Origin of the sequence: Wolbachia endosymbiont of Tribolium confusum (assembly GCF_020405475.1) — a bacterium.
Taxonomy (GTDB): domain Bacteria; phylum Pseudomonadota; class Alphaproteobacteria; order Rickettsiales; family Anaplasmataceae; genus Wolbachia.
Genome location: NZ_JAIZNT010000001.1, coordinates 25061 through 50956 on the forward strand (window position 1 = coordinate 25061; position 25896 = coordinate 50956).

The following is a 25896-nucleotide window of genomic DNA, read 5'->3' on the forward strand; positions in this document are numbered from 1 at the left end:
TACCATGAAAAAAACAAAAAGTAAATTAGAAATAATGAACCCTAACGCAGCAGGAATAGATGTTGGTTCAGCTATACATTATGTGTGTGTGCCAGAAGGAAGTGATGAACAGCATATACAAAAATTTAGCTGTTTTACAGAGGATCTTCATAACATAGCAAAATGGCTAAAAAAGTGTGAAGTTACTACAGTAGCCATGGAGTCAACCGGAGTGTACTGGATTCCTTTGTTTCAAGTACTTGAATCATATGGACTTGAAGTAAAACTTGCAAATGCAAGACATGTAAAAAATGTACCTGGAAGAAAGTCAGATGTCCAGGACTGCCAATGGCTTCAACAACTACACAGTTATGGGTTAATCGAAGGATCATTTAGGCCAGATAATCAAATGTGTGTATTGCGTAGTTATGTGCGGCAACGTAAAAACTTAATTGAAAATGCTGCTACACATATTAATCGTATGCAAAAGGTGTTGGTACAAATGAATATTCATTTACATAAAGTAATAAGCGATATCACTGGCGTCACAGGAATGCAAATTATTAAAGCAATAGTAGAAGGTGAAAAGAATCCCGAGAAGCTAGCTGAATTCAGAAGTGTGAATATGAAGAACGATAAAGCTACTATAGCAAAAGCATTAACAGGCGATTATAGAGAAGAACATTTATTTGTACTGAAACAAGAATATACAGCATATACTTTTTTTCAAGAGCAAATAACTGAATGTGATAAAAGCATAGAAAATTACTATAAAACATTTGAAACAAAGTCCGATGAGAGTAAAGAGTTAGGTAAGGAAAAAAACAAGTCTAGAAGAGGCAGACCAAACTTCACCTTGCGTGAGAAATTGTATAGGATAACCGGAATAGATTTTACTAAAATTCCTGGATTTGATATACTAACTGTACAAACTATTATTTCAGAAGTTGGCATTAACCATAATAAGTGGCAATCAGAAAAGCACTTTACTTCATGGTTAGGACTTAGCCCTGCTAACAAGATCACAGGAGAAAAAGTATTTGGGACAAAAACTCGTAAAGTCATTAATCGCGCTACAAATGCCCTGCGAATGGCTGCTTATGCTGTGGGAAATAGCAAAAGTGCATTAGGTGCATATTGTAGGAGATTAAAAAGACGGCTAGGAGCAATAAAAGCAATTACTGCCACAGCAAGAAAATTAGCATGTATTTTTTACCAAATGTTGAAATATGGACAAGAGTATGTGGAAAAAGGAATGAGTTATTATGAAACACGCTACAAAGAGAAAATTGTGAAAAATTTGATCAAAAAAGCGCAGGAGTTTGGCTACACATTAGTTCAACAAGAAGAGTTAATTAATGGAGTTTCTTAGGAGTGATATTGAAACCGGTAGTGTATTCCCAGCATACTCTTTAGCTAAAAGCTCACTTTGAGGATACATTTTTATTTCCCTTCCAAAACTGTGAGTCTATAAAATTATTGCTCCAAAATGTACATATTCGTCAGTAGCATACGGTACACCACCATAATTGCATTGAACTTTGTAATCTCCAACACCATTGTTTTGAAAAAAATCATGAATGGCAGTGTAGCTACCAGCAGCATCGTCTATATAATCCACTACCTAACCCTTAAAACCTTTGACTTATTGTACCACATGTAATGACATTAATCAACCAGAAAATCTTTTTGATAACAAGTTATTTAGGGAGCATATTGATAGGATTGTGACATCCGTATTTCCCAGTTCTTCACATACTGCTGGACTAATTCAGGATAGTTTTCAATGATTAATAAATTTTCAGCATTTCCCTTTTCAGCTGTTTTACTTAGGTTAAACGACCCTGTGATGACTTTTTGATTATCAACAATTATTACCTTATTATGGGCGATTTTTGGCTTATTATCGATCCAAATCGGTATTCCATTTGAAAACAATTCGCTTATGACACTATATTTTGAATGGAGTTGTGATTTATCTAAGACGACTTTAACATCAACACCACGCTTTTTGGCATTAATCAAAGACTTCGCAACTGTTCCAAGAGTAAATGTATATTCTTGAACTAAGATGGATTCTTTAGACTGATCTATCTCGCTGATTATCGGTACAGCACAGTCTTCTTCAGGTGAGAAGCAAACTGTAGCTTTTGGGCAAGGCGAGAATATAGGACCCACATAGTAATACAGAGAAAAACATGCTAACAAAAATAAAAGATATAGAAGCCTCACAAACCACACCTAAATATATGGTGATAGACTACATTATAGTTTAATTATCTGTCAACCCATACTCCTTCACTTCTCTGTAATTTTTTTCATTACTTCCTCGCTCATTTCAAACTTATGAGTTATTACATCAATTAACCATAAACTTACTATTCCCTCTATACTTTTGCACACTCTCTACATCAAATTTCGAATCTGCAATTTGTCCATCATTCAATCTTTCTCCAATCTTTGGAAATATGGTGCTTTCTGTAAGATAGTCTTTAAGCAATTTCTTATCAACGTCCCCAAGTTTTTCAGCAACCTCCATAATTTCCTTAATGATGAAGTTCTTTGAATGAACCAACAATGATGTCTGTTCAGGTAAAATTGCAACAATAGGTTTTGCTATAAGAGGAGTGCTTTCCTTTAATCTTTCCTTATCAAGATTCTGCTTCAACTTTTCTTCTTGCCTTGCAAGTTCCTTACTTAAATCTTCTTCACTTAGATCTAAATATTTAAGTAACTTTTTTAACACAAACAAACCTTCATTAAACCTATCAGGTCCAAGTTCAAATTTATAATGATGCATCATTATAGTTTGAATCTTCTGTAGAAACTCCTGAGAACCTTTCCCACTTAGCTTAGCAAGATTTTCAGTTTCTATGAATTTTAAAAGAGCACTGTATGAAGTAGATTGATGAGTTATATCCATGTCATGGCGTGTATAGTTCGGACCGCTTGGCTCTAAACAAACAATGTTCGGGATTTCCACATTTTCATCACTTTTTTCTTTATTAATCTTCTTACTTCTGATTTCATTCCATAACACGGCATCAGTTGCTTGTTGATTTTCATTAGATAAAGATCTTGTATCTCCTGAATACTTGAATATCACATCTTCTTGTTCAGGATTTATTACCCAGCCAGCAACCAAAGACTTGTGATGGTCAATACCAGATCTACCAGAACGATGATCTGCAGGAATATTAACGAAATTTACTGTTTTGTTTGTTCCACCAATATCTTTGGTAACAGAAATTTTTGTATACCACTCTACTTCTTCCACTTGATTAAATCCAAAACCCTTGAGTAATTTTTTATCTCCCATAGGTACAAATATCTGTGGTTGAGGCCAATCTTTTGTTTTATAAAACCTTAATAGTTTTTTGAGGGAATTTTCGTCTACATGGTCACGGTGGTTATGTGAGATTATGATAACATCAATTTTAGGTAAACTTTCAATTTTAGGGTGAGAGTTCGTTTTCTCTGGATAAAGCAGCCTGTTCAAACCGCTAAATACTGGATCTGTTAAAATATTGAAGCCAGGAACCTGAATTAATTGAGTTGCGTGACCCATATTTTGGATGGCATATTTTTCCCTTTCTTGTAAAGCTTGAATACCATCAGACTTATAAATTTTATTTTCATCTTTATTTTCTTCTTGAGAAAAGTAAGATAGTTTACTCTTCACGTCCTTTGATAAAAATGGAGCAAAAATACTCCTGATTATCCTCTTAATTTGCGTCTCTATAAAAATCCTCAGATCGTTCAATGTGCTTTTATTACCAAGACTAGTAATGTATCTATTTTTAGTTTTTTCAGTGCGCTCGAATTTTACATCCTGAAACTTGCCTTGTAATTCATCGATATAATTACAATTAACATGAACTTTGGGTTCCTTAGTACTTACCATAACATTTATCTATTATTAATAAAATATTATAAGTGTATAATATTTTTAACTTTTTAGCAACTACAATCCATATTCCTTCCATTTCTCTGTAACTTTCCTTACTATTTCCTCACTCATTTCAATTTCTCTTCCCCATTCCCGATTAGTTTCAGGTGGAAGTTTGTTTGTTGCATCAAACCCTATTTTACCTCCGAGACCACTTTCAGGAGAAGCGAAGTCTAAATAATCAATTGGAGCATTCTCTATCATGATTGCATCACGTACAGGGTCCATTCTTGTTGAAACTGCCCACATTACTTCCTTCCAATCACGTATATTTATATCATCATCAACAATTATAATGAATTTAGTATATAAAAACTGTTTGAGAAAAGAGAGTATGCCCATGACAATTCTTTTTGCATGTCCTGGATAAGCCTTTTTTATCGACACTATCGCTATTCTATATGAGCAACCTTCTGGAGGCAGGTAAAAGTCCACTATCTCTGAAAATTGATTGATAAGAATGGGCACAAAAATTTCATTGAGCGCTTCACCAAGAATTGATGGTTCATCTGGTGGCTTGCCAGTGAAAGTACTGAGATAAATTGGATTTTTGCGCATAGTAATTGCAGTAATATTAAACTCAGGAAATTGTTCAACAGCATTATAGTAACCGGTGTGGTCCCCGTATGGCCCTTCATCTTGATAACTATCCAAACTCACATATCCTTCCAGAACGATTTCTGCGTGAGCTGGCACTTGAAGAGGAATAGTCTTACAATTTACAAGCTCAAGAGGCTTTTTTCGCAGTAGCCCAGCAAATTGATATTCTGACAACGTTTCTGGCACTGGAGTTACCGCAGCAATAATCGTTGCAGGATCTGCTCCAATTACAGCAGCAGCAGGAAACTTCATACTTCGCCTCTTTTCCTTCCACCTTTTATGATGACTTGCTCCTCCACGATGTGCAAGCCAGCGCATTAGAGTCGTTTTTTTATCCACAACCTGCATACGATATATTCCAAGATTAAAATTATCTTGTTTGTCTTTCGTAGGTCCTTTTGTTACCACAAGTGGCCAGGTGATAAGCGGTGCAGGTTCATTTGGCCAGCATGTTTGAATAGGCAGCAAACTAAGATCTACTTCATCTCCTGTTAATACTACTTCTTGACATGGAGCTTTGCTCACAACTTTACTTCGCATTGACAATACAACTTTCAGCAGAGGAAACATCTTCACAGCATCTTTGAAGTTTTTGGGTGGCTCAGGTGATCGCAAAAATGCGAGAAGTTTACCCAGATCCCTTAATTCACCAGGATTTATACTAAGTCCCAATGCAATTCTCTCAATAGTACCAAATAAATTCACTAAAACTGGAATCGAATTTTTGCCGCTTTCTGTGACAACATTTTCAAAGATGATAGCTGGTCCTTTGTTTGACAAAACTCTGCGGTGAATTTCTGTCATTTCAAGAACGGTTGAAACTTCCTTTTTAATCCTAATTAGATCTTTTTTTTCCTCTAAGGCTTTGATGAAGTCGCGTAAGTTGTTATACATACTTTGATTTTAGAAGTTTTACACTCCATACTCAACTCTTCTGTTCTAATCACAATTTTAGGTCTTTATGCAGGGTAAAGCATTTACCCTACATAAATTCAGAGCTAATTTTTGAAACTTATCTACCTTCACGTATTTTTTCTTTCACAATTTTGTCACCCCAATATTCAAATTTTTCATCAAGTTCACTATCGCTCTTATCTGCTACACTCTTCATAAGCGCTTCCGCAAACTCTTTTCGTTTTCCTTGTATTCGCTCTTCTTCTTGTTTTTTATCTGCGTGAACATACCCTGCCAATTTCTCATCAATCTTATCAAACGACTTACCTTCTTTCATCATGTCCGTAATTATCTTCGCATTCTCTAAAGCATATATTCCACAATCATAAGTATTGCCTTGTTGCTCTACTTTACAGCTTCTTATATCTTTCTCTTCTAACTTCAGCTCTCCTTTAAAAAAATTCGATAATGCATCTTGCATTGGGTTACCAAACGAATTACAGTAATACGCTCTAAAATTCCCATTTTCCTTATCATATGCAGTAACTAACGTAACAAAGTGGCTGCTTAAATTTAGAATTAAGGTCATTATCCCTGGCCCTCCTTCCTTATTTGCTTCCTCTTTATATCGTTTGCAATGCTCTCCGATTGCAAATTCTATCGTTTGATGAGAAACAGGCTGGATGTTATCTATAACATCAAAAATCATACCATGACTTGGACTCGACAGTTCAACATCATTCTCAAAGTTAAGATCAGCATCATACCCATACACAGCTTTTGCAATATCCTCGATCTCTCTAGTTGATAGCCAGCTCGTATATTTTCCATTATTCACGTTGTGCACAAGAGTATTATATTCTTTGCTATAGAATAATTTTTTCTTATTCACACTTACATCACTTTCTAACAAAGAACTAGGGCTTTCAACCTTAATATTTGTATTTACTGGCTGTTTTTCATCTCCATCTACTACCTTTTCTCTGCCTTGACCTTCTTCTTTCTTAATTTTCCTCTGATTAATAGAATCCTTAACCCGATGATATAAAGGACTCCCAATACTCATTGCCACTGCAGAAAAGCTAACAAAAGCAACTCCAAGCATAGCCCATACAACTGGATTAAAAATTAGTAACGTAAATGGAAAAATTGGAACAACAGCTAAACTAATAAGCAAACTAGCAATAGTAGCTCCTAGATAAAGGTAGGCACTATATTTAACACCAGACTTAAAACCACCCCACGAATGTTCTTTTATATAACTTTTTTTATCCATTTACACCTCACACTGAATATATTTTAATTATACTGGCATTAACATTAACGTAAAGTTAAAACTGGATTTAGTTTATCAAAATAAGTAACAAAATATCTATTCACTGATTACTATAGAAGCTCTAGAAAAATTATTCTCTAGCTCACTTTTTAAGTTTTTATACTTAGCAGTCTTTAATTCTTCATTGGTAATAAAGCTTTTCTTTATGGTTATTAAATTGCTAAATTCGGTTCCATCATTTTTATATTTACAGAACCTATTTACATATAACCAAGGAGAATCTATTTCAAAATTCAAATTTTCACAGTTTTTAATTTTGATATCTTTTATTATCATATGGCTTTCCTTCGTTTTAGGAACACCAATAAAAAGGTCTGATATTTGATCAGAAGCTGTATTCACAATATCATTAAGCCAATTATCTCCTAAATTCAAAGCTGGCCCTAAATTTGTCTTAAAAATCTTATTTTTTTGCTGAAACTCATATTTGATTGTAAGATCTTCTACATTACGTAAAGTAAGGTCAGGCAATTCTAAGAACTTCTTTTCTTCTTCATCAAGATATACTCCACTAATCATACGAAAAACAGAATCTCTTAACTGCTCATCTGAATAATATAATCCAACACCTGTTAAGCCTAGAGCTGCTTCCCCTTGCACGATAAGCTGGCCATATTCATTTACAACATCATCTTTTATAGTTAATTCACTATGGGATATCACTTTTGAATTTTCACCTTGTACAGCAGGAATTTTTATGTAATCCGCTTCCTCAGAATCGAGTACTAGAGCGTTCCTATCAGCAATGTCTGGAAAAATACCCTGTGCCATACTGACAGTGTTAGTTGGATCAATCCAATATATTTTTCCATCTCTATTTATTACTCTGAGCATCACATGATTAAAATTACCCATATTAGGTAATGCTTCAGGATTAGAAGTGCTAGTAGTTCCTCTCATAACTAAAATAGGTTGAACTTTATAACCAAGTTCTTGTAAAATAGCAGCCGTGCTAGCAGAAAAGTCTTTGCAATCCCCAACTTGAGAATCAGCAACTTTCTCCAAATCTCTCGGAAAAAATTTTCCTGACACTGTACGCCAGTCTCCCATGTACTGAACTTTTTCATTCAATAAAGAAGTAACTGCATTAATTTTCTCCTCATCGGTACTCTCATTGGCAGCAAATTCTGCTATAGCTTCAAAAGTTGCTGGAAGTGGCTGGTTAATGACGCTATGATATCCAGGGGCTAATTTTTTAGCCAAATCCTCCCATTTAGATAGGCTCGACAGTGATACCCAAGTGTTATGTTTAATATTCAATATTCCATTATGTGGTTCATTTATTGTGTTTTCATAAATTGCTTTCTTTAAGGTAATGTTTATATAATGTACACCATCCTTTTTTTCCTCAGCAATCTCTAATACTTTTCTTGGATCATTCACTTTAATCTCTAGAGGCAATTCAGAGTTGATTTTAGTATTTTCTGCTTGTAAATAATCTCCATAATAAGAGAAGCTCAAGCCATAAAAATTATCAACAGGAACCTTTTTGTTAACTTGTTTATACCTTAAATATACTTCTGTACCAATTTCTATTTTAGGAAACGATATAGTTACTTGCCTTAACTGATCGAAGCCTTTACTAGGACTAGCTAGCGGTTTATCCTCTATCATGTCTTCAGTGACTATATATTCCTCTCCGTTATAAGCTGTTTTAGCTTCTAAAACAGTCAAATCTGCACTATCATCATTGTAAACAAGACTGTATAGAGAGAACCTATCACGTCCGGATTCCTTGAGTATTTTCGCTTGTAGTTTTACTTCCGTTTCATAGGTACCATCTCTATTAACATTAATGTTAACATTAGAAAACTTAATCCCAACAGAAGCATCTGCGTACTTACTCCACCTTGCTTCAGCTATAGTAGACATGAAAAATACTAGTAATGCTAAGTTAAAGAGAGTTTTTAAAAATTTCATTATGTACCTACACTTATTGAACCATTAAATCCATGCAATTTTGTTCACAGTGTAAACAGGAATAAACTCAGCAGATTGGGAAAGAAGCTTATTTTCTAGAATGGCTATTTCTTCCTCTCTACCAATTATTGGTTCGCTCATATAATTTACCGCCGTGTTTGTCAGCATTATATGCGGCGGTTATAAAATAATCAACTTTTTTACCGCCGCGATTACAATTGTTATACGCGGCGGTAAGGATTGCTTAAATCTCAAATGCCTTATTATACACAAGTTTTCGTTACTTAATATCACCAGATTCTCTGATATAACATATATAAAGTTTGCATTTCTTGATAAAAATGTTTTAACATTAAGCATTTCTTTAATATTTGTATTCTTTAAGTAAGTATATGTCTAAGATATCGTTTTTATTGATTTTTATACTTGCAGTAGCAAGTTTACCAGTAATAAACAATTGGCTTTCACACCGCAGTCAGACCTTAAATGATGATTATATAGGTGAGAGATTGGATAATTACATCAGTAAAAATTTTGATAGAGTTCTAAAAGCTCTCCAGGAAGAGTCAGCTAAAAATAGTTATGCTAATGCAACCAAAAATAAAATTTCTCAGCATAAAAATGAAATATTCGACTCCACTTATCCTTATTCAGGAAATGAAAATAGCAATGTCGTAGCTGTAGGATTCTTTGACTATTCTTGTGGCTATTGTAAGGCAATAAAGAATGACATAAAACAGTTGATCAATGATGGCAAAATTAAATATATCTTTAGGGATGCTCCAATACTTGGTAACAACTCCTTAAAGGCAGCAAAAGGCGCTCTAGCTACTTATTTTATCGATAAAGAAAAGTACTTAGATTTTCACTACGCTGCACTAGATCACAGAGGAGAATTTTCAGACAAAACTATATTAGGTATAGTAAAAAATATAGGGATTAACGAGGACGATTTTAACAACTCTATGAAAAGTAATGCAGACAAAATTGAGCAAATGATAAACAACAGTAAACTTTTAGTAAGCGAGCTTGGAGTAGGCGGCACACCTTTTTTGATAATAGGAGATAGTCTTTTTGTAGGAGCAACTGATTTGAATGTATTACGCAAAAAGGTGGATGAATTGAGCCGCAAGGAGGGCTAAAATTTTTTTACTTTACAGAATAAACGAATTTAAGTACACTAGCCATGATAGGTAATAGTACGTATTTCTACGTATTAATTCAAGAAAAATACCCACAACTAAGCAGCACAACCTTCAGTAATTAATCTCAAGGACTTGCTAATTAAATAAAATGTATATTATTTTGGAGTTATAATATGAGAAATTTTAACAGAGAACCAATTGCTCTTTTTCGGCAAATCAAAGAAAATAAAAATTTAAGTAGTTTATTGCATAACTTAAAGAGCGCTTATTCTGAAAAGTGAGTTAGAAGAAAATTGCACCCTTACTTTTCTAGAAGAAGCAGGATTAAAAATTTATAGCCTGATTGATAAAGCAACTTCGAAAGTTTAAGATTTTTACTACTTTATCTATATCAACTCAATTTTATTTTCACAGGAGGAAATATGTCATTTACAGAAATTAGATTTCCAGAAAATATATCTTATGGTTCCACTGGAGGACCAGAATTTTCCACTGACATTGTAACAACTCATAATGGCTGTGAGCAGCGCAATATTAATTGGTCTCGTGCACGTGCCAGGTATAACATAGCTTATGGAATTAGGTCAAACGAGCAGCTAACAGAACTCATAACATTTTTTCAGGCACGAAAAGGTAAAGCTATAGGGTTTCGCTTTAAGGATTGGTCAGACTTTACAGTTATCAATCAAGAAATTGGCATAGGAGACGATAAAAAAACGATCTTTCAACTGATGAAAACTTACATAAGTGGAAAAGACAAGCATACACGAACTATTAAAAAGCCAGTGCATGATACAATAAAAATTTACCTAGATGGTGAAAAGACAGAAAAATATTCAGTGAATTATTCAACTGGAGAAATAGAATTTATGAAACCACCAGCAAAAGGCACAATAATCACCGCAAGCTTCGAATTTGATGTACCAGTACGATTTGATACAGATTACCTAAACGCTTCTATTGATAACTATGGCAGCAATAGCTGGAACAATATTCCCTTGGTGGAAGTGAAATAAAGTTAAAGTATGCTCCATAAAAGTTAAGCGATACTGAGGCTCATATTTAAATGAGCCTCAGCATATTTTAAAGCCTATCGTCCATTACAATGTTCCACACCTGAAATTTGAGGAGATTCTAATGTAGTGCTTTCTTTTTCCTGTAAAATAAAAAGTTTTAACAACTCCTTTATAGCTATTTTTGCAAGTGTTTTATCATCTTTATTTAAGACTTGATCTAGCATGTTTTTTTTCTGTAAGCGACTAACATAATTTCTATCTTCCTCATTCAGCCCTTGTATTTTGTTAATACAAGACAATACTAAATCCGAATTCTTCATTGCTAAAATTCCATTTAGGAAAATATCTAATTTTGTTTTATCTTTAGTCAAATCTTCAACTAACCTATTTCTGACATCATCATTATTCATAATAAGTGTGGGATAAGAATTAGGCTGGTTAGTAAGTATAGAATCCTCCAAAGGTACTCCCTTCATGCCAGGTTGAGAGTAGTAAATTATACTACATACAATAACTTCTGAAAAATTATCTATAGTATGATAACCAAAACCCTTGTAACAACTTGCTAGCAAAGAAAAAAGACGTATTATACTTGTACCTCTATCTTTCATTTCCTCAAAAAGCTTCCTATCTTTTATTAGTTTATTCAAAATGTAATACATAGCTTGACAATGTGAATCGTAAAGACAAAACATACTACTTCCGTCAAAAATAGCCTCAGCTAATTCTATAGACTTTTTATCCTCATCTATAAAAGCCCTTTCATTTCTATTTAATTGTATGATTTCCTCTCTTCTCCCGCCACCTAGCTTCATTATTTTCTTTATTAACATTTCAAATATTTCTGTATTCATATATATCCTATATTAATTAATATTAGTATTAATCATAGTTACTTTTAAAATAAAGATAAAATGAAAATTTTAACAAAAATTATACTTTTATATTTGTATGAGTATATAAGAGGTTTGATTGTTGTAAGTTATCTAAGTGCCAGCGTCTAATTAATAAGTCTGCTTGAAGCCGTTTGGTATTTGCACGATTGTGCTAGATACCCTGTACAATCTGCTTCAAAATTTCTTCTTGTTGCTGAGCATGAACACTAGTATAACCACATGCAGGAGATGCGGCAGTGGGTCTTGCAATACATTTAGGCCTTTTTGCTTGAATATTGAGATTAGATAACACTTCTTCTATCAATGGGTTAACAAAAAACCACCCTCCCATATTTTTTGGCTCTTCTTGGCACCATATAATTTCAGCATTCTTATATTTTTCGAGTTCACTGTTTAGTTTATCAGCAGGGAATGGATAGAATTGTTCTAAACGCATTACTGCTATATCGTTTATTTTTTGTACTTCAAGCATTTCAATTATGTCGTAATAAACTTTACCACTACATATTACAACTTTACGTATTTTATCACTTGCAACTAAACTTTTTCTACACTCTGGAATTACCGTGAGAAATTTTCCTTCAAAGTCAGAAAGGTTAGAAACTGCCCTTTTATGACGCAATAGTGATTTAGGTGTAAACACCACTAAAGGCTTACGAAAATCTCGATGAATTTGTCGGCGTAAAACATGAAAATAATTCGCAGGAGTAGAGCAATTAACCACCTGCATATTATCTTCCGCACAGAGTTGCAAAAACCTCTCTATACGAGCAGAACTATGCTCAGGCCCCTGCCCTTCATAACCATGAGGCAAAAGTAAAACTAGACCACTTGATCGCAACCACTTTGTTTCTGCAGATGAGATAAATTGGTCGATCATGATTTGCGCACCATTTGCAAAATCACCAAACTGTCCTTCCCAGAGCACCAGTGAATATGGAGAGTCAAGGCTATATCCATATTCAAAACCCATCACAGCATACTCAGATAGTGCGCTATCTATAACTTCAAAGCGAGCTTGCTTCTCACTTATGTTGTTTAGTGGAATAAACTCTTCCTCCGTTGCTTGATTGATAAGTCTTGAATGACGGTGCGAGAAGGTGCCGCGACCAGAATCTTGTCCTGACAAACGCACTCCTATTTCTTCTGTAAGTAGCGATGCAAACGCAAGACTTTCAGCAGTTGCCCAGTCTATGTTGCTACCGGAATTTATACTGTCTATTCTGCCATCAAGTATTTTCCTAACTTTATTATTGAGATTAAAACTGCTTGGGATATTGCTATTTATGTGTACACCTAATTTTTTTAGCTCATCTGGTGAAACACCAGAGTCCGTATAATATTCACTCAAATCATTTAACTTTGCTCTTCTCAATTTCGACCACACTCCATCAAACCAGTCAGCTTTTTTTGGAGTGTAAGTCACTGACCCAGCAAGACTTTTATCCAACCTTACCCTAAATTCGCTGCGCAATTTACTTACTTCATCACTAATTAGGACTTTCTCTGCAGCCAGCTTCTCTTCGTAAATTGTTCCCGGAGTTTTATGCCTTAATATTGCTTTATACATAAGTGGCTGAGTAAAATTTGGTTCATCACCTTCATTATGGCCATATTTGCGGTAGCATATTATGTCAATCACCACATCCTTTTTAAATTTCTGCACATACTCCATTGCCAAACTCGCGGCAAAACTCACGGCTTCTGGATTATCTCCATTAACATGAAATATTGGAGCTTCTATTGATTTTGCTACATCAGTACAATAAAAAGAAGAGCGTGCACAACGAGGATTCGCAGTAAAACCAACTTGGTTATTGATGACAATATGAACGATACCACCAACTTTATAACCTTCAATGTTGCTCAAAGTCAGGGTTTCGGCAACCACTCCCTGCCCGATAAAAGCTGCATCACCATGAATTGATATGCCAAGCACAGATCTCGTATTTTGCTTTGCTCTTACTCTTCCAGCTAGAACCGGATTTACCGCCTCAAGGTGAGATGGGTTAGGACATAAACTTAAGTGTATTTTTTTACCACCAGCAAGTGCTCGATCAGAAGAGTAACCAAGGTGATATTTGACATCACCAGATACCTCAAGACCACTTGGGTATGCAAGATTGCCTTGAAATTCAGACAGCATTGCCGCATATTCTTTCCCCATAACTTTGGTTAGAACATTAAGCCGTCCTCGGTGGGCCATACCAAGAACTATTTCTTCAATACCAAAAGCTGCAGAATCACTAATAACTCCTTCAATTGCAACAATGGCTGACTCCCCACCTTCGATAGAAAAACGCTTATATCCAGGAAATTTCATATGGAGAAATTGCTCGAACATCTCAGATTCAATCAAGTGCCTCAGTATTTCTTTTTTATCCTGAGGGCTTAGCGTATAGACCTGATTTTCAATTTTCTCCTGCAGCCAAACTCTTTCCTCATAAGAGGAAATATGCATAAATTCAAAACCGATATTCTTGCAGTAAATATCTCTGTAGATTCTAGTGTCACTTGTAGGAGAAAGATTCAAGTATTTTTGATAATCTATTTCCTTATTTACATTCGGTGATAATGGATTTAAGTCTGCAAAAAAGTGACCATAAGATCTGAAAAAATTTGCTAAATCATCATCATCTACCTTGGCTTCATTCTGTGCTCTGCAGGGTTCTGCTTTATTAACTTCTAAATTGCTCGAAAAAATTCTGTACCAATCTTCTCCAATTGATTTATCGCCTTGCAAGTAACGGCTATAAATTTCTTCCACAAATTCGACATTATCGCCATAAAAACAGGAGTTATTTTTAAAACTGGACATAATCACTACAAAAGTATCAAATACTTATGAGTATAACTTAAGTTTTTTAAAAAAGAACTCCTTTAGTTTCTAATTATTAAGTTATACAAACACTGTAATCTGAGTTTTACAGAAAGGGTGTCATTCTAGACTGACATCTAATCTTTCCATAAATGCTGTATAAAACAACTATACTCATCAACTTGTTCTCTAATTGCACATAAGTCAACAATAATTTTTATATAAACCAAAATAACATATTTCCTACATAATCTTTAATAATTTTACATACAAGAGCAGTGTGCTTCCATGGTTCTCTCCGCGGTCTGATATGACAACAAACTTGTCAAGCCGCACTATACTTGTTAGGTGGAAGTGGACGGCAACATGTGCCCAACGAAGTCTAGGCTTCAAGGTTTTTTCTTGCTTATCCCTTCCATCGGCATTACTACCTCGAGTAAAATTATTGTTTATGCTCCTCTTAATTGTAATAACAAAATTCTGTTTTATTGACCAACATCCTGTGCATAATTACAGCCAATTTTCTTGCTACTGCTACAATTGCTTTCTTCATCCCTTTTTTCCTTGCAAGTTTTAACCCCCAGCTTTTCAACTTAAAATTTTTCTTACTAACTGTAAGTAAGACTTGTGCAGCTTCATATAACATACTTCGACATTCCATGGGCCCCATTTTTGATATACTACCATGCCGATCAATTTCTCCAGAAGCATATTGTCTTGGTGTTAACCATATACGCTCAACTGTACTAGATCTTTCAAATCTATTTGGGTTATCCACTGTTGCTTTATATGTCATTGCTACTATAGTACCAACACCTGGAGCAGTAGTTAATAATTTACAATCCTCATCTTTTTTGCCTTGTTCTAAGAGCATCTTGTCAAGTTTTTCCAATGACTTCTCTATTGCCTCTAAACTACAAACTAACGCCAATTGAAGCCTTACTTATTTCATCAAATCTTTAATTGCTTTTTCTATTCTTAAAGACAAGCTTTCAAATTTTGACCCTTGACCGAGCTTTATCCCGTATATTTTTAATAACCTCTTATTGTCCCAACAATCTGCTGGTAGCTGCATGTTAACTGTCTTCTACTTCCAAGTGCTATTTTAATTTGACAAGATTCATCCGATTTTACTAGTACTTCTTTATAGCCCAGCCCTCATCATTTGAGCTATACCTCTTGCATCATTCTTATCGTTTTTATTGATTCTTGCAGACAAAGCTGCTGCCATATGTCTTGCATCTACACAAACTACTGGCAAGCCAAAACTCCTTAATTTTTTGCACATTGATATTGAAAGTTGTCCACTTTCTACTCCTATAGTTTCGTAATTTTTGCCTTGTTCAAGCAAGTACTCTGCTATTGCCTTGCTTTCGCTTGCAACAACTCCTTCTTTAACAATCTTTCCTTTCTCATCAACGATACTAATGAAAGTTTCTTTGAGTGAGACATCTAATCCGCTATAATATTTCATGAGACTACTCCTACTGTAAAAGTTTAAATTGTTTTTGAAGAACTTATTCTACTGAATTCGTTACTTCGTGTTAAAATAATGGAGTATGTCTCTCCATCATTCAACAGCAATTACAGTATGTGCCCAATCATAATTCCTAGATTCCAGTGTTAGCTACTTGTTTTTTGGATTTCTATACTATTGCTGATTGAAGATTATTGAAATTTTTTTGCACATTAAGGAACGCAAGCGTTTATGAGTCAGAGGATAAGTCATATAACATTTACTCGGTCTTAATACTTTGAATTTATATTTGAGTAAACGATAAACAGCAATTGGTATGAGTGATCTATTTAAAAGTGACAATTATGATAAAAATCTCAATTCTTTGATAAGAGTCATAAAGCTGAAGGATACAAAAAAAATTAATGAACAATATGATGAAACACTGAAAGATTTATCTCAAGCTCTGAAGAATTTTACAAACAACGCAAAAGATGTAGCCAAATTTGTTATATATAGCGACTTGAATAATTATGTAGAACCTTTGAGCACAAAGCCACTCGGTTTTATTGGAACATTAAAAGGGATATTAGATAGAGTCTTGGAAAAAGATATTCCAACTAATAATAATGACATAAAAAATTTTGTTGGTGATGAATTATCAGGTTTCACTATAGAAAAAGCAGCCGAGTACACAAATATTTTAAGTACAATTAATCTATTCAAGAAAGGACTTAAAGAAATTTTAGATTCGAAGCAGAGTGGAAAAGGCAATAAAGAACATAAATCATACGAAGTAAGCACGGAAAATAAAACGACACCAAAGCAGAAGGAAGATACTCCTAAGCTGCAAGAAGGAAAACAGCCGGTAGGAAAATTAGTTATGAAGAGAATAAAACGGCCAACAACAGCACCTCCGCCACCTCCTACTGTTCCGAATGAGCTTAAACCTGAGCCTCAAGAAAAGGTTTCTACTACTGAGAAGAAGAAGGTGCGCTTTAAATCAGAACCAGAGATTATATCTTTTGATGATTCAGGATATGAAAGTTTATCAGATGAGGACTCTGGTAAAAAAATATCTAATTATCAAGAAAAAGGGTCCATTTACGCAGCAGTTCCTAAAGAGCATATAAAAACGAAAAGAGTAAGTAAACAGCAGCAGCAATCTAAGCCTCCAATACCATTAAAACCATCAATAGCACCACGAGTGCCAAACACTACCGAACAGAAAGTGAGGCAAAATCAGGAAAAATCTCCGTCAGTAAAAGAAAGAGCGAAAAGCTTTGAGTCCAATACCTTAGTCTATAATGCTAATAAAAAAGCCCATGCTTCTACACAAGTTAGTGTTAAGGAAATAATTGCACAGTTTGAGGGAGTGTTAAATAAACTGTGTCAAACCAAGAAATAAAAATATAATTGATATAAAAGGGAGTGTTAAATAAACTGTGTCAAACCACATTTTTAGCTCAACTGAATTTTCAATCTGTTGGGAAAGAAAATATCGAGCTGAGATATAGTTAATGCCCAATTAGGCAAAGCCATTACCCATTTTTGCTCTACTTTTTTTATAGCACAATATACCTGTTTGTACAAGGCGTTTGTGTTGGTAAATGAGCCCTTGGTTTTGGTGAATTTCCTAATTTGCCTATGTAGCCCCTCTATGGGATTAGTAGTATAGATTATCCTCCTAACTGGATCGGAATACTTAAAATAACCAGATAGGTTTTCCCAATTATTCTGCCAAGATTTTATAACCATAGGGTACTTTGTGCCCCATTTTTCATCTAATTCCAACAGATAATTCTCGGCAATTTCCTTACTTGAAGCTTGATATACCTTCTTTAAATCACTCAAAAAACTCTTTGCATCTTTACTAGCTACATACTTCAGTGAGTTACGTATCTGATGCACTATACACATCTGCACTTCTGCATTAGGGAACACACCGTTTATTGCTGCAGGAAAGCTTTTTAGCCCATCTACACATGCAATTAGAATATCTTCCACTCCTCTCTCTTTGAGATCATTTAGTACTCCCAACCAGAAGTTAGCTCCTTCACTTTCAGCTAAATAAAAACCTAATACTTCTTTTCTGCCATTTTGATCTATACCTAATATATTATACATACATTTACTTACACAATGCCCGTCCTCCTTGACTTTAAAAAATATTCCGTCCATGAAAACTATCGGATATACAGACTGCAGCGGACGACTACGCCATTCGTTGATTACTGGTAGCAGTTTGTCAGTAATACTTGATATCTCTGCCGCCGATATTTTGTGATCGTAAATTTCCTCAATATGTGACGCTATATCTCTGTATCCCATGCCACTGGCAAATGTGCTTAAGACCTTTGCTTCAAGTTCTGGATGTAGGCTTGTTTGTCTTTTTCTAACTATTTGGGGTTCAAAGCTTCCTTCCCTGTCTCTAGGTGTTAACAACTCAAATGAGCCTCCACTCGTGCGTAAAGTTTTTGCGTTTCTCCCATTTCTTCGGTTATTTTCTTCACTTTTAGCTGACATGTGGCTTTCTATTTCACCTTCCAGACTTGCCTCTAGCAACCTTTTTATAAACGGTGTTAATGCTCCATCTCTTCCCGTCAGCGGCCTTCCTTCTCTTATCGATGATAGAATATTTGCTTCCAGTTCTTTATAGTCTACCAAACCGGTAGTTCTGTTTACTTGACTCATGTCAAACCTCCATTTTTTTATATCAATTATATTTTTATTTCTTGGTTTGACACAGTTTATTTAACACTCCCGTTCCTAGCTCTGATTACGTAAAATATGAGCTTTTACAGTAAACGATATAATGCCTAATTTGCTGTTCAGCATGATAGTGGAATACTTTCTGGTTTACTTAAAAAATTTCACATCATTCTTTCAGATTTTAAAATATTTTTCGCAACTTGAGAAGCTCCAGTTGCTTCAGATAGGTAGCTTCAAGTAATACCTTATACGTTTTGCAACTTTCTTACACTTCTGTTTCATTTTTTAATAAAGCTTTTTTTAGCATAAATAATTCAGTGGATGCGTTTTTTAAGTAACAACCCAGAATTTTAACTTCAATAGTCCAGCTATGTTTCAAAGTACCTGTCAGCGACTATTACGATTGCAACATACACTGTCTTTTAAATCTTCTTTCCCTTTAAAACTTGCAGTATTGCTTCAGCACTAACCAAGTTTACCTTTATTATAACACGTTGATGCGCAAAACCTTACTTTTCTTATTCGATTTGCTCATACACCTTTTTGTATTTTGAAGGAACTCTATATTCACTATTTGATACGCTTTCAATTCACATTAAAAACATCACTTATAATCCTCACGTTTTGAATTTTTATAAAATCCACTGAGTGCTACAATTATCACCTAACTATTGGACCAAATGTATCTGCTTTTTGGTAGTTTGCTACTTCTTCTTTCTCCTCATCTCTAACAACTTAATTAATATTCAATTATATAAAGTTTGATTTTCGGAAGATCAATTGCTTGATGATTTGTTAAATGTTGCTATCTCTCCTCCTCATTTGCAAATAGGTGACAAACTCTACTTTTAAATTTTCTACTTTTATTTTAAAGTTTTCGCAGAGTTCTAAAAGATCAGTTACATTACCTCACAGCTACTCTATGTTTACCTTGTTTCATCGCTCTACTGAACAGATATAAATAAAAAGAAATTTTTATAAACTTGGCAACGACCTACTTTCCCTTTTTAAGTATCATCGGCGCTAAAAAGTTTCACTTCCGAGTTCGAAATGAGATCGGGTGGTTCATTTTTGCTATAGCCACCAAGTCAACAAAAATTTCTAACTTAACAAATTTTAATTTAATATTTAACACTGCATATGCACATATAGAAAGCAAATAAATCAATCAGGCTATTAGTACCAGTTAGCTTCACATGTTACCATGCTTCTACACCTAGCCTATCAACGTGGTAGTCTCCCACGGCCTTAATTGGGAAATTTTTTTGAAGAGGGTTTCTTGCTTATATGCTTTCAGCAATTATCCCATCTATACATAGCTACCCAGCGATGCTATTGGCATAACAGCTGGTACACCAGAGGTATATACATCTCGGTCCTCTCGTACTAGAGTCAGATCTTCTCAAATTTCCTTCACCCACGGCAGATAGAAACCGAACTGTCTCACGACGTTCTAAACCCAACTCACGTAACACTTTAATCGGCGAACAGCCGAACCCTTGGGACCTTCTCCAGCCCCAGGATGTGATGAGTCGACATCGAGGTGCCAAACGGTGTCGTCGATATGAACTCTCGAACACCATCAGCCTGTTATCCCCGGCGTACCTTTTATCCGTTGAGCGATAACCCTTCCATGCAGAATTACCGGATCACTATGACCGACTTTCGTCTCTGCTTGGTTTGTCAACCTCGCAGTCAGGCAAGCTTATGCCATTATACTATCAAGCTGATTTCCGACCAGCTCTAGCTTACCTTCGCACGCCTCCGTTACTTTTTAGGAGGCGACCGCCCCAGTCAAACTACCCACCATACAATGTCCTAGTTCCAGATAATGAAACATAGTTAGATATCAAAAGTGTAAAGGGTGGTATCTCAAGGTTGACTCCATTATAGCTAGCGCCATAACTTCAAAGTCTCCCACCTATCCTGCACATCACACTTTTAATAGCAATGTAAAGCTATAGTAAAGGTGCACGGGGTCTCTTCGTCTAACCGCGGGTACCCCGCATCTGCACGGGGAATTCAATTTCGCTGAAGTGATGTTGGAGACAGTGGAGAAATCGTTACGCCATTCGTGCGGGTCGGAACTTACCCGACAAGGAATTTCGCTACCTTAGGACCGTCAGTGTTACGGCCGCCGTTTACTGGGGCTTCAATTCAGAGCTTGCACCCCTCCTATTAACCTTCCAGCACCGGGCAGGCGTCAGACCCTATACTTCCACTTACGTGTTTGCAGAGTCCTGTGTTTTTAGTAAACAGTCGCTACTCCCTATTTTGTGCCACCTACTCATAGTTACCTAAAAGCAGGTTACCCTTCTTCCGAAGTTACAGGTATAATTTGCCGAGTTCCTTCAACATCATTCTTTCAACACCTTAGTATACTCTACTCATCCACCAGTGTCGGTTTACGGTACGGCCTCATAAATATAAGTGCTATTTCCTGGAGCTTCTTTTAAGCATAGATCAATCCAATAAGACCTATACAAATACAAAACCCGTCACACTTAAGAGGTTTAGGAATATTAACCTAATTGCCATCGACTACTCCTTTACGGACTCGCCTTAGGAACCGACTAACCCTACGCAGATTAACTTAACGTAGGAACCCTTAGATTTTTGGTGAGAGTGTTTTTCACACTCTTTTACGCTACTTATGTCAGCATTCTCACTTCCGATATCTCCAGCAGTTTTCACAAACCACCTTCACAGACTTATGGAACGCTCCGCTACCGCACCTATTAATCGAAATCAATAAGCACCCACATCTTCGGTATACAGCTTTAGCCCCGGTACATTTTCGGCGCAGAAAAACTTATTTAGACAAGTGAGCTGTTACGCTTTCTTTAAAGGATGGCTGCTTCCAAGCCAACCTCCTAGCTGTAATGGTTTTTCTACTTCCTTTCCCACTTAGCTGTAATTTTGGGACCTTAGATAGTGATCTGGGCTGTTTCCCTTTCCACCACGGACTTAGCACCCGTAGTGTGTCTGCTGTATAATTAATTATTGGTATTCGGAGTTTGGTTAGATTTGGTAAGATGATGAATCCCCCTAGTCTATCCAGTGCTCTACCCCCAACAACATACATACAACGCTCTACCTAAATAGATTTCGCGGAGAACCAGCTATTTCCAAGTTTGATTGGCCTTTCACCCCTAATCACAACTCATCCAATAATGTTGCAACATTAACTGGTTCGATCCTTCAGTATGTTTTACCATACCTTCAATCTGGTCATGACTAGATCACTTGGTTTCGGGTCTAATCCATAAAACTAAACGCCCTATTCAGACTTGCTTTCGCTACGCCTACACCTACCGGCTTAAGCTTGCTTCATAGATTAACTCGCTGACCCATTATGCAAAAGGTACGCTGTCACTCTAAATATCAATAAATTGATATAGAGCTCCAACTGTTTGTAAGCACTTGATTTCAGATTCTATTTCACTCCCCTCCCGGGGTTCTTTTCACCTTTCCCTCACGGTACTTGTTCACTATCGGTCGTTAAGGAGTATTTAGGCTTGGAGGATGGTCCCCCCATATTCAAACAGGATTTCACGTGCCCCGTCCTACTCAAGGATTTAAAAACTTTCTATTTATACAGGACTATCACCTTCTATGGTTACCATTTCCAGAGTATTCTAATTCTTATTTTTAAATCACTAGCCTTTTCCGCTTTCGCTCGTCACTACTAACAGAATCTCGGTTGATTTCTTTTCCTTTGGCTACTTAGATATTTCAGTTCACCAAGTTTGCTTTATATACTTAGTATATAATAACTAGCTAAGCTAGTTGGGTTTCCCCATTCGGAAATCTGCGGATCAAAATTTGTTGACAATTTCCCACAGCTTATCGCAGCCTGCCACGTCCTTCATCGCCTCTTAACGCCAAGGCATCCATCAAGTGCTCTTAATAATTTATTTATCTGACTATATGTAGAATATGCAGAGTTAAATATTAACTTACAATTGAATTGAGATTAAATAATCTCTACCATAAAACTTTTCAAACATCTAAAAACTAATCTTTTATATGTTACAATCTGATAAATCATATGTCAACGCCTTTTTATACAAAACATTTACCTATTATTATCAACAATCTTAAACAGTAAAATCTGAGAAATATTCTATAAATTGATATGTACAGAAAAATTAATGAAAAAGATATTTTGTAAGATAAAATGTGTTAAAATTAGTTACCTAAAAATGACAATGAACATTTGGAGTATTTCTAATGTATGAAAAGTAATCTATCTCTTATAAAAAACTTTGCTTTAAATTTTATATCTAAGCTTACTGGCTTATTAAACATTAAAAAAGTAAAAAATTTCATTATGGATAAATACAATACTCTCCATAAAGAAACTATAGTGCTTCTTGAAAAATCTAAAAACCTGTTAAATACCAACATTGAAATCGGGTTATATCACTTCTATAAAGGTAATATATCAGATGCAAAGTTAAGATTTTGGTTAATTAGCATATTCTACCCCAATTTACCTATAATCTGGTATAATATTGGAAGATGTCATTTTGCAGTAGGAAATACTAATAAAGCTTATAATTATTTAACAAAGACGTTAAAATTAGATAGTAGTCACAAAGAAGCTTCTTACTACTTAAAAAAAATAACAAACACATCAGATATCGTAGAATTGCCTAAAAATCTCATAAAGCAATATTTTGATTACACAGGTGAATATTTTGTTGAGTATTGGCTAATTGCCAAACAATACAGAGGGCATGAACTCATACACATGATAATTACAAAAGTCTTTAACAACTCCACTTCTGAACTGAATATACTCGACCTTGGTTGCGGTACTGGAATATGTGGTCACTTCCTAAAAATAAGTAATATTAGAAGTCGCATAACAGGAGTTGACATCTCAAATAGAATGCTCAATATTGCAAGAGGATGCCTTATAAAAGGTAAACCTGTTTACGATGAGTTAATACATACAGAAATGAAAGAATTTCTTAAACAAGAGAAGAATCAGCAATATGATGTAATTATCTTTGCTGAAGTGCTACACTATCTACATGATTTTCTAGCAGAATTGGAACTAGCAAAAGGATTGACAAACAAAAAAGGGATTATTGTATGTTTAGTAAGAAGAAAGGAAAGTAAAGGTATTGACTTTGTAAACAAAGGAGATTATTTTCGTCACTCAGAAGATTATATTCAGCATGTTGCAAAAGAAACAAATATGCAAATAAGTCAAATGAGTTACTGTAAAATATATGGCAGCCAAGTTGATGGTATCTTGTTTGCATTACAGTATCCACAAAAAAATTTAACAACTTAATCGAGAAATCGCTCAAATAAATTTCTATATTATCATAAAAGGAGCCTTATGAATTACATTACTATTAATTACGCAAAAGATAGTAAATTAACCGATTTTGGAAAAGCAGTTCTATTGGATAGGTATTTAATAGAAAATGAAAGTTATCAAGATCTCTTTATACGTATTGCTAATTACTATTCTGATGATAGAAAACATGCACAACGTCTTTATGATTACATGAGCAACTTGTGGTTCATGCCTTCAACACCAATACTTAGTAACGGCGGTACCAAAAGAGGATTGCCTATTTCCTGCTTTCTTAATGAAACTGAAGATAGCTTGAAGGGAATAGTTGATCTATGGAATGAAAATGTTTGGCTCGCTGCACGTGGTGGTGGAATAGGTAGTTATTGGGGAAATTTACGTTCAATTGGTGAAAGTGTCAAAGGTAGCGGTAAAACATCAGGAATTGTGCCATTTATCGTAGTACAAAACGCTCTGACGCTTGCAATCAGCCAAGGATCCTTAAGAAGAGGAAGCTCAGCAGTTTATCTTCCTGTATGGCATCCAGAAATAGAAGAGTTTCTAGATTTACGTAAACCAACTGGTGGTGACCCAAATCGCAAAGCATTAAATATACATCATGCTGTAATAGTAACAGATAAGTTTATGCAAGCTGTTGAAGATGATCAAGAATGGGATTTAATAAGCCCTCATAACAATAAAGTTATTTCAACAGTAAAAGCACGGGATATATGGATTAAAATATTAACAGCAAGAGTTGAAACTGGAGAACCTTACATTATTTTCCTTGATGCAACAAATAACAATAAGCCAGAATCTTACAAAAAACTCAACTTAGACATCAAAATGTCAAACCTATGCAGTGAAATAACTTTAACTACAGGTTACGATCACCTGAAAAAGTCACGCACTGCTGTATGTTGTTTATCATCCGTAAATCTTGAATACTACGAAGAATGGAAAGATAATGAGCTTTTCATAGAAGATATAATGCGTTTTCTTGATAATGTATTAGAGGATTTCATAAACCAAGCACCAAATGAAATACAGCGAGCAAAATATTCCGCAATAAGAGAGCGTAGTATCGGTCTTGGCGTGATGGGTTTTCATTCATTTTTACAAAGTAAAATGGTTCCTTTTGAATCAGTAACAGCCCAACAATGGAATAAAAAAGTATTTAAGCATTTGCGCGAGCAAGCAGATGTAGTTTCTAAAAAATTAGCAGAAGAAAAAGGGCCATGTCTTGACGCTAAAGAAATCGATCTAATGGAAAGGTTCACACATAAGCTCGCTATTGCTCCAACTGCCTCAATTTCGATTATCGCAGGCAATACTTCCCCTGGAATAGAGCCATATGCAGCAAACGTATTTATACAGAAGACACTTACAGGTTCATTTGTAGTACGAAATAAATTCTTGCAAAAACTACTAGCAGAAAAAAATCAAGACAATGATGAAACATGGTCCTCAATTTCAACAAATGAGGGTTCTGTTCAGCATTTAGATTTTCTTAGCAAGCATGAAAAACTGACATTTAAAACAGCATACGAACTTGATCAACAATGGATCATAGAACATGCAAGTGATAGAACTCCTTATATTTGTCAATCTCAATCAGTAAATCTGTTCTTACCTGCCAATGTGCATAAACGCTACTTACACAAAATACATATGCTTGCTTGGAAAAAAGGATTAAAAAGCTTGTATTACTGCAGATCACAATCAATGCAGAGAGCTGACAAGGTCTCACATGACATATTCAAAAAAAGTGAAATATTGCAACAAAAAACAGATATTAATTATGATGAATGTCTATCATGCCAGTAGACTGTACATAACTTACTGTCACAAAAATACAATT

Annotated in this window: 17 protein-coding genes, 2 rRNA genes and 1 pseudogene; 6 read left to right on the forward strand and 14 right to left on the reverse strand. The window is 35.1% G+C overall.

Annotated features, from left to right (window positions below; all coding sequences use genetic code 11):
• The first annotated feature begins 4 nt into the window (after positions 1-4).
• Positions 5-1351, forward strand: coding sequence for an IS110 family RNA-guided transposase (locus LEM02_RS00135; protein WP_226079207.1), 1347 nt, complete (start codon positions 5-7; stop codon positions 1349-1351).
• 96 nt (positions 1352-1447) lie between these two features.
• Here LEM02_RS00135 and LEM02_RS00140 read toward each other — a convergent pair whose 3' ends face one another.
• From LEM02_RS00140 to LEM02_RS00165, 6 genes are all read right to left on the reverse strand, one after another.
• Positions 1448-1600 (reverse strand): hypothetical protein, encoded by a 153-nt coding sequence (locus tag LEM02_RS00140; protein ID WP_226079208.1) that lies wholly within the window; start codon positions 1598-1600, stop codon positions 1448-1450.
• Positions 1601-1683: 83 nt separating this feature from the next.
• Positions 1684-2211, reverse strand: coding sequence for a phospholipase D family nuclease (locus LEM02_RS00145; protein ID WP_226079209.1), 528 nt, complete (start codon positions 2209-2211; stop codon positions 1684-1686).
• Positions 2212-2338: 127 nt separating this feature from the next.
• Positions 2339-3883 carry an MBL fold metallo-hydrolase gene (locus LEM02_RS00150; RefSeq protein ID WP_226079210.1) on the reverse strand — a complete coding sequence of 515 codons (1545 nt, stop codon included), beginning with the start codon at positions 3881-3883 and terminating at the stop codon, positions 2339-2341.
• Between the two features lie 60 nt (positions 3884-3943).
• Positions 3944-5422: a UbiD family decarboxylase gene (locus LEM02_RS00155; protein ID WP_226079211.1), complete on the reverse strand. Its 1479-nt coding sequence runs from the start codon at positions 5420-5422 to the stop codon at positions 3944-3946.
• 118 nt (positions 5423-5540) lie between these two features.
• Positions 5541-6698, reverse strand: a complete 1158-nt coding sequence (locus tag LEM02_RS00160) for a Ulp1 family isopeptidase (protein WP_226079212.1) — start codon at positions 6696-6698, stop codon at positions 5541-5543.
• A gap of 96 nt (positions 6699-6794) precedes the next feature.
• Entirely contained in the window at positions 6795-8678 is a 1884-nt protein-coding gene (locus LEM02_RS00165; protein WP_226079213.1) for a DUF3857 domain-containing protein, read from the reverse strand.
• A gap of 392 nt (positions 8679-9070) precedes the next feature.
• On the opposite strand from LEM02_RS00165, the gene LEM02_RS00170 reads away from it, so the two are divergent.
• Together LEM02_RS00170 and LEM02_RS00175 are read left to right on the forward strand one after the other, a co-directional pair.
• Positions 9071-9820 carry a DsbA family protein gene (locus LEM02_RS00170; protein WP_226079214.1) on the forward strand — a complete coding sequence of 250 codons (750 nt, stop codon included), beginning with the start codon at positions 9071-9073 and terminating at the stop codon, positions 9818-9820.
• Positions 9821-10245: 425 nt separating this feature from the next.
• The gene (locus LEM02_RS00175; protein WP_226079215.1) at positions 10246-10839 is read left to right on the forward strand and encodes a TIGR02217 family protein; all 594 of its coding nucleotides are present in this window, start codon (positions 10246-10248) and stop codon (positions 10837-10839) included.
• Between the two features lie 74 nt (positions 10840-10913).
• Here LEM02_RS00175 and LEM02_RS00180 read toward each other — a convergent pair whose 3' ends face one another.
• From LEM02_RS00180 to LEM02_RS00195, 4 genes are all read right to left on the reverse strand, one after another.
• Positions 10914-11693, reverse strand: coding sequence for a hypothetical protein (locus tag LEM02_RS00180; RefSeq protein ID WP_226079216.1), 780 nt, complete (start codon positions 11691-11693; stop codon positions 10914-10916).
• 193 nt (positions 11694-11886) lie between these two features.
• A complete protein-coding gene (locus LEM02_RS00185; RefSeq protein ID WP_226079217.1) occupies positions 11887-14553 on the reverse strand; it encodes a 2-oxoglutarate dehydrogenase E1 component in 2667 nt (888 codons plus the stop codon).
• Positions 14554-15013: 460 nt separating this feature from the next.
• Positions 15014-15484 (reverse strand): transposase, encoded by a 471-nt coding sequence (locus LEM02_RS00190; protein ID WP_226079218.1) that lies wholly within the window; start codon positions 15482-15484, stop codon positions 15014-15016.
• Positions 15485-15697: 213 nt separating this feature from the next.
• Complete coding sequence (locus LEM02_RS00195; RefSeq protein ID WP_226079219.1) at positions 15698-16027, reverse strand: IS110 family transposase; 330 nt, start codon at positions 16025-16027, stop codon at positions 15698-15700.
• A gap of 319 nt (positions 16028-16346) precedes the next feature.
• On the opposite strand from LEM02_RS00195, the gene LEM02_RS00200 reads away from it, so the two are divergent.
• Positions 16347-17417 (forward strand): Aim21 family protein, encoded by a 1071-nt coding sequence (locus tag LEM02_RS00200; RefSeq protein ID WP_226079220.1) that lies wholly within the window; start codon positions 16347-16349, stop codon positions 17415-17417.
• A gap of 53 nt (positions 17418-17470) precedes the next feature.
• Here LEM02_RS00200 and LEM02_RS00205 read toward each other — a convergent pair whose 3' ends face one another.
• The 4 genes and pseudogenes from LEM02_RS00205 to LEM02_RS00220 all read right to left on the reverse strand — a co-directional run bounded on the left by LEM02_RS00205 (position 17471) and on the right by LEM02_RS00220 (position 22641).
• Entirely contained in the window at positions 17471-18703 is a 1233-nt protein-coding gene (locus tag LEM02_RS00205) for an IS256 family transposase (protein ID WP_226079221.1), read from the reverse strand.
• A gap of 88 nt (positions 18704-18791) precedes the next feature.
• Positions 18792-19511 (reverse strand): annotated as a pseudogene (locus LEM02_RS00210) (IS66 family transposase); the annotation flags it as partial.
• A 191-nt stretch (positions 19512-19702) separates the two neighbouring features.
• A 5S ribosomal RNA gene (gene rrf / locus LEM02_RS00215) occupies positions 19703-19809 on the reverse strand.
• A gap of 67 nt (positions 19810-19876) precedes the next feature.
• Positions 19877-22641, reverse strand: a 23S ribosomal RNA gene (locus LEM02_RS00220).
• 317 nt (positions 22642-22958) lie between these two features.
• On the opposite strand from LEM02_RS00220, the gene LEM02_RS00225 reads away from it, so the two are divergent.
• Both LEM02_RS00225 and LEM02_RS00230 read left to right on the forward strand, forming a co-directional pair.
• Positions 22959-24029 carry a methyltransferase domain-containing protein gene (locus LEM02_RS00225; RefSeq protein ID WP_226079222.1) on the forward strand — a complete coding sequence of 357 codons (1071 nt, stop codon included), beginning with the start codon at positions 22959-22961 and terminating at the stop codon, positions 24027-24029.
• A 48-nt stretch (positions 24030-24077) separates the two neighbouring features.
• Positions 24078-25862: a ribonucleoside-diphosphate reductase subunit alpha gene (locus LEM02_RS00230; protein WP_226079223.1), complete on the forward strand. Its 1785-nt coding sequence runs from the start codon at positions 24078-24080 to the stop codon at positions 25860-25862.
• The last annotated feature ends 34 nt before the right edge of the window (positions 25863-25896 follow it).